The following is a 12853-nucleotide window of genomic DNA, read 5'->3' on the forward strand; positions in this document are numbered from 1 at the left end:
CTCGCCGGGCGAGAGAATCGGGTGCCGGAGCAGGTTTTCATGGATAGTCCGGGCTACACGAAGTACCGGGCGGTGTCGAAGTGATGTTCGGCATTGTCGACGAGTTGAAGAATACTGTGCGTGTAATTTCCGGCCTCGTCCTGAATCGTCAGGTCGACTTCGGCGCCGTCTTCAACGGGCGTGCCGGTCTCATCCGTAATGACTTTGACCAGCGGGCGTTCCGCATTGATTTTGTCCTGAGCCGGTTTGATCACGACGGCGAGGGGGCCTGAGTCGAGTCTGACGAGACTGCCGATTGGAATGATGCCCACACAGTTCACAAACAGCTTGAGTAACACGGGATCAAACGACTGACCGCTTTTCCCGAACATGAATTTCAACACGTTCGCGGGTGACATCGGTTCCCGGCGGTACACCCGCGAGGACGTCATGGCGTCGTAACAATCGGCGATGGTGATGATTCGACTGCCGACTGTTTGTGTCCAGGGGACCTTGAGTTTGGGGTAGCCCGAGTAATCGTAGTTCATGTGGTGCTCGAACGAGGCTGCCGCCATCCGGGCCGGAATATTGTTAATGCCACGTGCCTTGACCAGCGTGAAGACCCCTTCAATCGGGTGTGACCGCATGACGGCCCACTCTTCTTGTGTAAATTCTCCGGGCTTGTTCAGCACGTCGAGGGAGATGGCACATTTCCCCACATCGTGGAACAGGGCCGACAACCCAAGATCCGCCAGTTCGACTTTGGGATACCCAGCTCGGTTCCCGAGTGCCATGGCGAGGAGTGAGACGTTTACTGAGTGATTGTGCGTGTATTGGTCGTGGCATCGTAGGTTGGTCAGGCCGAGCAGCGTCGACTCATCCTGCATCATCAGCTCGATGATATTCTGAATGGCGCGTTTCGCCTGCTTGAAGCTGACCGTGCCGCCGCCGCGCGTATTCTTCACGAGGTCGCCGAGCGCGGCAGACGCTTTGGCATAGCCACATTTGGCCAGGGCTTTCCGTTTCTCTTTCATCTCCTTCGGCCCATTCAGCAGGGTATTGGGACTTTCCCCGTCGGTGCCGGTAGCCAACGTCGCGTCACTAAGATGTTGCAGTTGGAGAGAGCGGGGTTCTTCCAGCTCAATGCCGTGGATGCCTGCGGTCTTCATGGCGTCTTGAAGGTCCGTGAGGACATGCTTCTCCGGGTCCAGACTGACGAACAGATAGGCAAACTCACGAAAATCTTTCGACTCGGCCGTCGATGCGAACGAGACCCCGCCGATTTTCCACTTATTCAAGGCTTCAATAATGCTTGCAAAGACCACCATCTGTTGGGAGCTCATCTTGAGGTGGCTGTCTCCGACGAACAAAAAGTCGTTTTGTAGTCGGAGGACGACCGGATGATCCGCGGCCAAGGTTTTCACCAGCGTCATCATGGACTCCACGGGGTTGTCGAGAGCCGCGTTCGTGCGTCCGTGGATGCGTGAGGTCTTGATCAGGACGTTCAGCTGGGTAACGAGCTGAATCCCCAGCATGGCGAGTTGCTGAGCGAGGATGTCGCCGGCTTCGGATCCCTGCGCGATCTTATTCGCCAGGGACCGTTCATGGGTGAGAATCGGATGGGCGTCGTTCGAGGTCGGGACCGGATTGGCTGGGGAGGGTGTATCGGTCACTGGTCGGCTCCTCGTAATCAGGAATTTGCGGCTGGAGGAAGCGATTGCCGTTGCTGGCGGTTGGCCGCGGAGAGCGCTGCGCTGCAGGCCTGGCGGACGGCGGTACCGCCCTTCTTCTCTCCGATTTCGAGTGCGGCCAAGGCTGCGGGCGTCGCCAGCTTGCCGAGAATGTCCGCCGCCAGTATGGCGAGTTCTTCCTTCTTCTTCCGGTTGGTCCAGGACCATTCTGTCAACAGGCCCTGCCAATAGGGCACGGCCTCATCGGCGGCGGTCTGTTTGATGGCGACAAAGAACGCGCGTTTTTCGGCGGGTGACCGATCATGAAATTCATCGACGGTCACGAACGGGGCCCAGGCGGAGAAGCCGATACTGTACTGTCCGGTGGAGAGCACCTTCATGGTCGTCAGGCGAACGGTTTCGTCGCTGTCGTTGAGGAGGCCGATCAACTTCGTGCCGTTCCCGGACGGCCGGATCGCGGCCAGGACCCGAAGGGCTTCGCGTCGGACGGTGGGTTCGGGGTGCCGAAGGGTTCTTTCGATAGGGTCGGCAAAGTGGGCGTCGCCCCAGCGGGAAATGAGCGTCAACAGATTTTTCACGTAGGTTGGCCGCTTGTCGGTCAATCCGCGTACGATCGTGTCGGAATGGTCACGCGCGAGCGTGTGCAAGGTGTCCATCACCACGGCTTGATGCGAGGGCTTGTCCAAGCCGGCAAGCAGTGAACAGAGTCCGGGGATGGCATCCTGTTTCATCATGAACAGGAGGGTGGGCAACCCCTCTGTGTTTGCGTGTGAGGTGCGATTGAGGTACACGCCGATCGTTTTCAGTCGCTCGGGGCGGCTCAGTCCATCGAGCAGTCCTGCGAGCTGTTGTTGATGGGCCTCCGAAAGATCGGGGCGGACCGACTCGGCATCCTGCAACAGGGTCAAGACGGTTTCGAGCTGTATCCATTGTCCGTTTCGAATCAACACGTCGAGCACATGATCCCAGACCTGGAATAATTTCGTCAGCAACGCGGGAGAAGGTTCAGATGCCAGCACGGCCGTGAGGATGTCGCAAATATACGCCGTGGCATCGCGCTGGGTTTCGCGTTGGATCTCCTCGGTCAAGACGGCATGTTCTTCCTGAGAGACGTCATACCCGACGACGTTGGCCTGGAGGCGACGATTTCTGTTTGCGCCGCTGCTGCCTCCGCCGGTGCGCTGGCCGGCTGCCTCCGGCGTGGTGTCTTTGTCGGCCGCCGCCGCGCGCTCGCGGTCGAGGAGCTCTCGCAGCGACGTCACCGACATGCTCATATAGCCCTGCGTCTGCAGTTCAAGCTCGTCCAGTCCGAATCCTGAGGACCGAACCAGTTCCTCTGCGGTGACGAGAGTGATGGTCTCGAGATTCTTGGCCCAGAGGCGCGTCACGATGTCGTCGTCGTCTTCTTCTTCGAGGTCGACCGGCTCTTCGGTTGCTCCGGCTTCACCGGAGGGCGTCCCCCACAGCGCATCCAGGAAAAAAGCCAGATCGTCCTGTAGGAGCCCTTGATGGAAACTCAACTCTCGTATCCCATCCGAGTACATCTTGAAGGCGAAGCTGTCTCCGGTCGCATCCCGCTCCGGTTGATAGACGACTTCGTTTCTGAACAGCAATTGATTGCGTTGGACTAAGAGGGCGAGGTGAGGGTGAAGGGTGAGATGCCTCGAGAGGTCGTCGTAAAACTGCTGGAAGAATCGCTGGGCCACGGGGTTCTTGGTGCCGTAGGTGCGGGCCGATTTCGCAGCCTTATCGAGCAGTTTGAGCAACTGCTTGACCGTGGCCACTGCCGGGTCGGACCCTGGCTTTACCAAGGGCGTAAGCGGAGCGCCCTCTTCGAGCGGTGCTGGAGATTCCATATGTGTTCAGTCGTACCGTGAGGTCCCTCCTTCGTCAAGAAAATTGCCGGTCTGTGCAACGTCTTGCCGGTCTCCGCCATGTCGAGGCGCTCTGATTCATGACGGGACATCGGCATTGCGTCGTGGGGTGCGGGACAGTAGAATCCGTCCCTGATGTCCTCGAACCAACCGCCGCGTATTCTTTGCTTCGGTGATAGCCTCACGGCAGGCTATCGAATTCCTACTCCGACAGACCCGCAGACAGGGGAGACCCCCTATGGGCATGTCTTGCAGGAATACCTTGGAGAGCAAGGACACGTGGAGATCAGCGGGATCTGCGGCGAAGTCACGGGCGAGATGGTGCTGCGATTTCGTGCTGCGGTGCTGGAGCGACGTCCTCAGACGGTGATTATTCTTGGAGGGACGAATGATTTGGGCTGGAATGCCGCTCCGGCGGAGATTATGCGGAACCTCCTCAAGATGTATGAGTTGGCGAGGGCGGCCTCTATCATTCCGGTTCCGGTGACGGTACCCTCGATTCGTGTCGAGGTGGGCACGGATCACCCCGATGGCGCGTCCTGGCTGGCCGGACACCTTCAACGGCGGCAGCAATTGAATAGGTTGATCGCGGACTATGCCGAAAGTAAGCGCGTGCCCTATTTCGATCTGTTCAGCGCGACGGCCGAACCGGATTCCCTCATGCTCGCGGAACCGTACTCAAACGACGGCCTGCATTTCACGGCTGCCGGCTATCGACTGTTCGGCCGGCTCCTCTACCAACAGGTGTTTGCTCCTGCAGCAGCCGGTTACCCCTCGACATCCGCCAGGCCGGCCGGCGCATGATCCGTGACGTGACCGATCGAGATTTTTCGCGCGAAGTGGAACAGGCATCGCTCCCGGTGCTTGTCGAGTTTTGGCAGCCGGGTTGCGGCCACTGTCTGGCCCTCCTGAAGCAGTTGGAGCAGTTGCAGGAGGACACGGCCTCGGTGGTGAAGATCGTGAAGATGAATGTGCAGGAGAATTATCAGATTCCCGCGGAGCTGGAGATCAGCTCATTGCCGGCACTCGCGCTGTTCGAACGCGGCGAGTTCGTGCGGTTTATCGGAGGTATCGGCAGGAAAGACGAGATCCAGAGACAGCTTGGCCTGACTTAAAGGATGCGCCAGGCGCGTCCGTCGTTCTGGATCATCCGTTCAGCCTCGACGGGTCCCCACGTTCCCGCTGTGTATTCGGGCAACCAACGCAATCTCTGCTGCGTCCACCCATCCAGAATTTTCGTCACCCAGTCCCATGAGGCTTCCACGGCATCGCGGCGCATGAATCGCGAGGCATCGCCGGCCATGACATCGAGCAGGAGGCGCTCGTAGGCTTCCGGAGACGGGCATCCGAACACGTCGCTGTATTGGAAGTCCATCTCTACCGGATGCGTCTGCGCGCGCGTGCCGGGGACGCGGGAGATGATGCGCAGGGAGAGGCCTTCATCCGGCTGGATGCGCAGGGTCAGGACATTCGCCGGTTGAGGGTTCGCAGGGTTCGCGTTGAAGAGAATTTGTGGAATATCTTTGAATTGCACGGCGACTTCGCTGGCGCGTTTCGGCAAGGCTTTTCCCGTTCGCAGATAAAACGGCACGCCGGACCAGCGCCAGTTTTCCACGAACGCTTTGACCGCCACATACGTCTCGGTGGTGGAGTTCGGATTCACGCCCTTCTCTCGGCGGTAGCCCGGCACCGGCTGGTTGTGAGCCGTTCCTGCTGCATACTGTGCTCGAACGGTGTACTGCTCCACATCTTTGCCGGTGATCGGCCTGAGGCAGCGCAGCACTTCCATCTTGGCATTGCGCACGACGTTGGGATCCAGCGAGTAGGGTGGCTCCATTGCCACGAGGCAGAGCAGCTGCAGGAGATGGTTTTGAATCATGTCCCGCAGGGCGCCGGCCTCTTCATAATAACTGGACCTGGTCCCGACGCCTTCCGCTTCGCTGACCGTAATTTGGACATGGTCGATATATTGGTGGTTCCAGATCGGCTCGAAGATGCTGTTGGCAAACCGAACCACCATGAGATTCTGGACGGTCTCTTTGCCCAGATAATGGTCGATGCGGAAAATCTGCGACTCGTCGAAGACCCGGCCGGTCACTTCGTTGATCTGTTGTGCGGAAGCGAGGTCGCGACCGACGGGCTTCTCCACGATGATGCGGGAGTACGGCGACCCGCCGGCGGGTTGGGTCGCCAGACCGGACTGTGCCAAGCCCTCGCACACCGAGGCAAACGAACTCGGGGGAATGCTCAAGTAAAAAATTCGGTTGCCGGGTAATTGCATCGCTTGCTCGATTTGCTCGGCTTTGGCACGGAGCGCGTGGTAGGTCTGTGCATCCTCGTTTTCGCCCTGGATGTAAAACAGGTGGCGCTCGAATTCTTGCCACCGGTCCTCGATCAGGGCTTGCCGTGAATGGGCGATGACGCCTTCCCGAACCAAATTGCGAAACTCCTCGTCGTTCATCGGTTTGCGCCCCAGTCCGATCACCGCATATTTGTCCGGCAGCAAACCATCGAGGAGCAGATTGTAGACCGCCGGGATGAGCCGTCGTCGGGCCAGGTCTCCGGAGCCGCCGAAAATCACGAGGGTGCAAGGTTCAATGGGAGTGATGGCTTCAGGGAGCGGCTTGATGTCCACGGGAGTTGTTGGTGAAGACATGGTGTGGTGGTCCGTTGGTTAAGGCTTCAACGGCGGACGCTGTGTCCGCCGAAGGCGTTGCGCAAAGCCGCCAGCATTTTCTCCGCGAAGGACTCGTCCTGTCGCGACCGGAACCTGGTGAATAGCGCGGATGTAAGGGTCGGGACCGGCACATCCTTATCGATCGCATCCTGAATCATCCATCGCCCCTCACCGGAATCCTGGACGTATCCTTTGAGTTTTTCGAGCTTCGGATCCTGTTTCAAGGCGCCGACGGCCAGTTCCAACAGCCAGGATCGTACCACGCTGCCGTGCATCCACACGTCGGCAATTTTGCCCAGGTCGAGGCGGTACTCACTTTTCGCCATCAGTTCGAAGCCTTCGGCGTAGCCCTGCATCATGCTGTATTCGATCCCGTTGTGGACCATTTTGACGTAGTGGCCTGCACCGTGTGTTCCCATGTGAGCCCAGCCCTGTTCAGGCGCCAATGTTTGGAAGATCGGTGTCAATCGTTGAACCGGCTCGTTGTCGCCTCCGATCATGAGGCAATAGCCGACCGTCAGCCCCCAAATTCCGCCGCTGGTCCCGACATCGACATAGTGGATGCCCTTCGTTTTCAGCTCGGCGGCGCGCCGGGTATCGTCGTGGAAACGGGTGTTGCCTCCATCGATGATGGTATCGCCCGGTTGGAGCAGGGCGGCGACGGCTTGAATCGTTTCCTCGGTGGGAGCCCCCGACGGAACCATAATCCAGACGGCGCGAGGGGCGGACAGTTTCGAGACGAGGTCGCTGAGTGACGCGGCGCCGACACAACCTTTCCCCTCCGCCTGTTTCACGATCTCAGGCGCACGATCGTACGCCACGATGCGATGCCGTCCCTGCTGCAGGCGCGTGACCATGTTCATTCCCATCTTGCCGAGTCCGATAAATCCGAGTTCCATAGGTCATCCTCTCTGGTGATCGTCGGTCGGTGAGGACCGGTCCTCAAGTGGTCTACTGCTACATGTGCCCGGTGGACTGCCGATGGTCGCACGCCCGGACGCCGATGCAAGCCGACGGTCGCATTCGAACCGTGCGACGGATCCGCTCAGTCCACGCGAGGTGGAAGGGGAATGTCGCGAAACAGGAGGTCGGCAAAACGCCGGCCGAATGTCAATCGGTCATGCAGCGTGGCGGCGCTCAGAAACAGACTTGCCAGCTCGCCGAGTGCCGGGTCGCGCGAGGCCAGGAACCGGAGGGTGTCGACCGGTGCCGTGAACCAGAGGCCTCGGGTTCGAAAGAAGGCCGTGACGCAGTCTTCGAAGAACAGTTGCAGGAGATATTGCGCCGTGTTGGGTTTGTCGCGAAGGTCCTCGACTTTGCCGAGCGAATGCAGACATTCCGCCTTGAGACGGATGCGTTCATGAATGCTGGCTGTCGGGGGCCCCTGGCGGAACCGCTGCGCGGCTTTGGCGATCAGTTGGGCCGCGACGTCTTCGTGGTCGAACAGGATCCGTCCCTTGCGGAGCAAGGGCGCCAGGCGAGGAGAATAGGCCAGATTCTCGGCGACGGTCTTGTGTTCGCCGTAGCGGATGTCCACCAGCCGATCGCCCACGCGAATCATTTCCTGTCCGTCCGCCGGACCTTTGACCAGGGCGATCAGGTCGATATCGCTATGCGCGGTGACCGCTCGTCGGGCACCGGATCCGACGAGGATAATGCCGACCAGGTCGCCGCCACGTTTGGCGCGGACATATTTCACGGCGCCGACGAGGGCATCCTCGTAACCGGGTGGCGCCACCGCCGGGGGCATTTCGGGCGGTTCGGGAACATCTAATAACTCAGCCTGCAACTCCTCTGAGGAAGGGAGCGCCGGGGTCGACTGAGCGGGGGAGGCCGCGAGTTGTGGTTCCATGTCTATCCTTCAACGTGTCAGCTGGATTGCGCACGTTGTATCTGTTGTTCGAGGGTGCCGAGCCAGGCCTCGAACGGCTGGTCGGCATCGACGATGATTTCAAGTTTTCCGTTCTGAAGTTTACGGACCCGGCCGGGGGATTCCGGTGAGAGAGGAATTTCCACCCACTCGCGATTGAGGCCCAAGCCGTCCGTCACATCGAGAATCCGGCTGATCAGTTGAAACGAGACGACTTCGAGCGGCACGCATCCCCCTTTGGAGTTTTTACGGTCGAGGCATTTTATGAGGGGGGAGGCGGACTGTCAATGTGAGGATGGGCTAGCGATCGAGTACACGCGCGATTCTGTCGGCGGCTTGCTCGATCGCTTCAGCCGAGACGTCGAGATGCGTGACAGCTCGACAGCTGCCGGGGCCGACGGCGTTGAGCAACAGGCCGTCTTGTTTGAGCGCCGCCACGAATTCCTTCGCCGACACCTGCTCACGGATCACGTCGAAGAACAAAATGTTGGTGTCGACTGTGGCGGGATCAATCGAGATCCCGGGAATCTGTTGTAATCGCGCGGCCAGTCGTCGCGCATGGGCATGGTCCTCCGCGAGCCGCTGAATATTGTGTTCCAACGCATAGAGTCCCGCTGCAGCCAGGATACCGGCTTGTCGCATGGCGCCTCCATACATACGGCGGAATCGGCGGATTCGCTCGAGCAGCACGCGATCGTCGGTGGCAATCAATGAGCCGGCCGGAGCGCCGAGCCCCTTCGAGAGGCAGAAGGTGACCGTCTCAAAGTGCTGCGCATACTCGGCTGCCGACACTCCCGAGGCGACGACCGCATTCAACAGCCGGGCCCCGTCCAGGTGCATCGGAAGTCCGTGGGCTGACGCGACCTCGCGGATGGCTTGGATCGTCGCGAGGGGATACACCGTGCCGCCTCCGGCATTGTGAGTTTGCTCGAGACAGATGAGCCCGCTCTGAATACTGTACGTATCGTTGGGGCGAATGGCGGCCTCGACCTGCTCCGCCGTCATGAGTCCCCGCGAACCGGTGACCCAATGGAGCTGCACCCCGGCCAGTGCCGCCGCCGCGCCCAGCTCGTAGCGGACGATGTGCGAGTGACCTTCAACAATCACCTCCTGTCCCGGCTCCGTCTGGGCGCGAAGGCAGAGTTGGTTGCCTGCGGTGCCCGAGGGAACAAAAAGCGCGGCCCGTTTGCCGACTAACGCAGCGCCGGCTTCCTGGAGACGGTTGACCGTCGGGTCCTCCCCATATACATCGTCGCCCACTTCGGCCCTGGCCATGGCGTCGCGCATGGCGGGCGATGGTTTTGTGACCGTATCGCTCCTGAGATCGATGATGGGTTGAGGTGTGCTTGCCACGAATGTGCTTGCTCTCGACGGATGTTCGGCGCGCGGCATTGTAACAAATTTTCTGCTTGCCGGGCATGGTCGGCCTGTTACACTGGCTCGGATTATTCATGAATGCCGTCGCGAGGTGTTCGAGACCGACGCTCGCCGGGGCTTCGCGCAAGTGAGGCTGACGGAGGCGTACGTGCAGTCCGTCGAGGAGGCCGAACGAGAACAGCCCCGCCGGGCGAGAGGATCGGACGCCGGAGCAGGGATTCATGAATAGTCCGAGCTAGTCGCTCACTCCGGAGACGTATGGAGAGATTGCGCCGTTCAGTTGCCCGGTTCGTTCAGGCGGAGCCGCAGGAGATATGGCCGCTGGCCTGGTCGTTCGGGTATTTTTTCTGCCTCCTCTGCGGCTACTACATTCTTCGGCCCGTGCGAGATGAAATGGCGATCCAAGGCGGCGTGCACAATCTGCCCTGGATGATGACCGGGACCTTTCTGACGTTACTGGCCGTGACCCCGCTGTTCGGCTGGTTGTCGGCCCGCTTTTCCCGCTATCGAGTGCTGCTCGCGGTCTATCTGTTCTTCATCTCCAATCTCGTCTGCCTGTACCTGCTGATGACCGGCCGGCAGTACATCGAGTGGGTGGCCCGCGGGTTTTTCGTGTGGCTCTCGGTCTTCAATTTGTTTGTGGTGTCGGTGTTCTGGAGTTTCATGGCCGATCTGTTTACACCGGCCCAAGGTGCGCGGCTGTTCGGCATGATCGCGGCTGGAGGAAGCACCGGAGCCCTGGTCGGTCCCCTGTTGACGACGGGACTGACGTATCTCTTTCCGGTTCCGGTGTTGATGCTGGTCTCGGCGCTCTTTCTCCTGGCCTGCATCGGGTGTATTTACAAGCTGGAGAGATGGAGTCGCGGCCGGACCCTGTCTCACCGGGAAAACAGCGGGGAGCCGTTGGGCGGCGGTTTCCTGGCCGGTGTTCGACTGGTATGGGCCTCGCCGTATCTGCTGGGCATCTGCGGCTACCTCACCTTCCTGACCATGACGGCGACCTTCCTCTACTTCGAACAAGTCCGGTTGGTGGCGGAACATTTCGATACGCCGGAGGCCAGAACGCGCCTGTTCTCGACGCTCGATTTCGCCACGAATGTGCTCACCTGGCTGACGCAGCTGTTCATCACGAATCGCGTGGTGGCCCGGTTCGGCCTAGTGGCCCCGTTGCTCTTCCTGCCGGTCGTGAGCCTGATTGGGTTTCTTGGCATTGCCCTGTGGCCGGGGCTCGTCGTGTATGTGAGTTTCTCCGTGCTGCGTCGAGTAGGGGAATATGCCCTCTCCAAACCCGCCCGCGAAGTCCTCTTCACGGTGGTGAGCCGCGAAGAAAAATACAAAGCGAAGAACTTCATCGACACGGCGATCTCGCGCGCCGGGGATGCGTCCACCGGCTGGCTGGTATCGGGCATCAAGGCGCTCGGCGTAACGACGGCGCAGATTTCCTGGGCTCTGCTTCCGCTTATGTTTCTTTGGGCCTGGCTTGGCCGGTGGCTGGCGCGGCAGCAGCGTACACGGCTGGACGCCGGTCAGGTTCCTCCCGGCACTCCGGTCGAGGGAGACGGTGTCTGAGAGCCCCTTCGGTCTTTGACTCACAAAAAAATCGCATGGTATAGTCCGGCGCGATGCAGTGACCGTTTTCTGGTCTGCTCATTCGGCGACCGGTTGCCTGCTGAGCAGGTTGCGAACATACTTGAATGTTGCCCATTGCGTGATGATCCACTCGTGCGCCGTCTCGGCAGCAGAATCACCCGCAGGATGCGCACACAAGGCTGTCCCTCAAGGCCACAGCGAATGAACAGGTGATCTCTCGTGCCGTACGGTGAGCCGATGAGGTTCACCACATGCGGAAGAACGCGCGTCACGTAAGTGAACGCCGCCGGCGGAATGTTCCGCATCCTGTTAGAACATCATCGAATCCTCGGGGCATACGTCGAAAGATAGGAACACCATGGTTGAAGTTCCCGTTAAGCTGTATCTCGATAAGGTCCTGAAATCAGCCCGTGAGACGGTGCGGCCATTTTCCCTCATGACGGGTCCGGCCAGAGATAAGGCCTTGCGGGGGATGGCGGCAGCGATTGCGGAGGCGGAGGAAGACATTCTTGCCGCCAACGAGAAGGATGTGGATGCCGTCGGGAAATCCATGACAGGGTATGAGAACCGGGAGCGGGTGCGGGACGCGGTGGCGCGGGTTCGTATGACGGCCGATGACGTCAAAGCCATGGTGGACCGACTGCACCGGATCGCCGACCTGCCGGATCCACTCGGTGAGGTGCTGGGACGTCATGAGGAATCCAACGGGCTCCAGGTCAGTCGGATGCGCGTGCCGATCGGGGTGATCGGGATTGTGTCTGAACTGGCCCCGCTCGAAACGATCGATGCACTGGCACTCTGTCTGAAATCCGGCAACGTCTGTGTGTTTCGCGGGTCACCGGATTGGACGCTGACGCAGCAGACCATTGCCGCTTGTCTCTCGAAGGCTGCCGCCGATGCGGGGGTTCCCCTCGGCGCCTGTACGATCATCGAGCGTCCTGAAAAGGAAGCCGCGCTGGAATTGATCAAGTCCGGCAAAGCATTGGATGCCATTATTCCACGCGGCGGCGCGGGGCTTCGCAAGGTGGTGCAGGAACAGGCCAAGATGCCGATTCTCTGCCACGACGGCGGCATCACGCATGTGTACATCGATGGTGACGCCGACATCCCGTTGGCTCAAAATATCGTGGTGAATTCCAAAGTGCAGCTACCTTCGGCGGCCAATTCGCTGGACACGCTGCTGGTGCACCAGGGTATTGCCAGGCCGCTGTTGTCGGCGCTGATCCTGCGCTTGCTCGACGAGTTCAAAATCGATGTTCTTGGTTGTCCGAAGACCGTGGCGCTCATGGGCCAGATGCACATGACCGGGCATAAGGCCGTCAAGCCGGCCGAGGACGGAGATTGGAACCGGCAGTTTCAAGGGCCGACCATGGCGATCAAAATGGTGCCCAGCTTCGATGACGCGTTGACCCACATTGCGCAGCACGGTCCCAGTCACACCTGTGTCATCGTGACGAAATCGTATGCGTCTGCGATGCGGTTCAGCAAAGAGGTCGATGCGGGTTCGGTCCTGGTCAACGCCTCGTCGCGCCTGAATGCCGGGGACAGTCTTGGCCTGGGCGCCGATGTGGGACTGAGTTCCACGCGTCATCATGCGCGAGGGCCGATCGGCCTGACGCAGCTCACGTGCGAAAAGTATGTCGTCTTCGGCAGCGGTCAACTCCGGCATCCGCATCCGGTGCCGCTGGCCTACGAAGACGCGATCATGCTCAAGAGGCCGTAACGCGGGAACCAGGGTGCGCGGACGGTGCGCGGACATTGATACGAATGGATGTGAGACGTTCAATTGTCCATG

At 60.0% G+C, this 12853-nt stretch carries 11 protein-coding genes; 4 read left to right on the top strand and 7 right to left on the bottom strand.

Going from position 1 to position 12853, the window contains the following annotated elements; translation table 11 throughout:
- Positions 1-53 precede the first annotated feature (53 nt).
- Complete coding sequence (locus tag V9G17_16900; protein MEI2754272.1) at positions 54-1652, bottom strand: HD-GYP domain-containing protein; 1599 nt, start codon at positions 1650-1652, stop codon at positions 54-56.
- A gap of 17 nt (positions 1653-1669) precedes the next feature.
- Positions 1670-3526, bottom strand: a complete 1857-nt coding sequence (locus V9G17_16905) for a HEAT repeat domain-containing protein (GenBank protein MEI2754273.1) — start codon at positions 3524-3526, stop codon at positions 1670-1672.
- A gap of 153 nt (positions 3527-3679) precedes the next feature.
- On the opposite strand from V9G17_16905, the gene V9G17_16910 reads away from it, so the two are divergent.
- Positions 3680-4348 carry a GDSL-type esterase/lipase family protein gene (locus V9G17_16910; GenBank protein ID MEI2754274.1) on the top strand — a complete coding sequence of 223 codons (669 nt, stop codon included), beginning with the start codon at positions 3680-3682 and terminating at the stop codon, positions 4346-4348.
- Between the two features lie 8 nt (positions 4349-4356).
- Complete coding sequence (locus tag V9G17_16915) at positions 4357-4659, top strand: thioredoxin domain-containing protein (protein MEI2754275.1); 303 nt, start codon at positions 4357-4359, stop codon at positions 4657-4659.
- Here the strand turns inward: V9G17_16915 and zwf are convergent.
- From zwf to V9G17_16940, 5 genes are all read right to left on the bottom strand, one after another.
- Positions 4656-6200, bottom strand: a complete 1545-nt coding sequence (gene zwf / locus V9G17_16920; protein ID MEI2754276.1) for a glucose-6-phosphate dehydrogenase — start codon at positions 6198-6200, stop codon at positions 4656-4658. The two genes, V9G17_16915 and zwf, sit on opposite strands and share 4 nt — an antisense overlap.
- A 26-nt stretch (positions 6201-6226) precedes the next feature.
- Complete coding sequence (gene gnd / locus V9G17_16925) at positions 6227-7120, bottom strand: decarboxylating 6-phosphogluconate dehydrogenase (GenBank protein MEI2754277.1); 894 nt, start codon at positions 7118-7120, stop codon at positions 6227-6229.
- Between the two features lie 146 nt (positions 7121-7266).
- Positions 7267-8073 (bottom strand): nucleotidyltransferase domain-containing protein, encoded by an 807-nt coding sequence (locus V9G17_16930; GenBank protein MEI2754278.1) that lies wholly within the window; start codon positions 8071-8073, stop codon positions 7267-7269.
- A gap of 17 nt (positions 8074-8090) precedes the next feature.
- A complete protein-coding gene (locus V9G17_16935) occupies positions 8091-8318 on the bottom strand; it encodes a hypothetical protein (protein MEI2754279.1) in 228 nt (75 codons plus the stop codon).
- Between the two features lie 73 nt (positions 8319-8391).
- Positions 8392-9444 (bottom strand): low specificity L-threonine aldolase, encoded by a 1053-nt coding sequence (locus tag V9G17_16940; protein MEI2754280.1) that lies wholly within the window; start codon positions 9442-9444, stop codon positions 8392-8394.
- A 282-nt stretch (positions 9445-9726) separates the two neighbouring features.
- Between V9G17_16940 and V9G17_16945 the strand changes: the two genes are divergently transcribed.
- On the top strand, positions 9727-11037 hold the full coding sequence (locus V9G17_16945; protein ID MEI2754281.1) for an MFS transporter: 1311 nt from the start codon (positions 9727-9729) through the stop codon (positions 11035-11037).
- Positions 11038-11416: 379 nt separating this feature from the next.
- A complete protein-coding gene (locus tag V9G17_16950; GenBank protein MEI2754282.1) occupies positions 11417-12781 on the top strand; it encodes a glutamate-5-semialdehyde dehydrogenase in 1365 nt (454 codons plus the stop codon).
- The last annotated feature ends 72 nt before the right edge of the window (positions 12782-12853 follow it).

Origin of the sequence: Nitrospira sp. (genome assembly GCA_037045225.1) — a bacterium.
GTDB lineage: Bacteria > Nitrospirota > Nitrospiria > Nitrospirales > Nitrospiraceae > Nitrospira_A.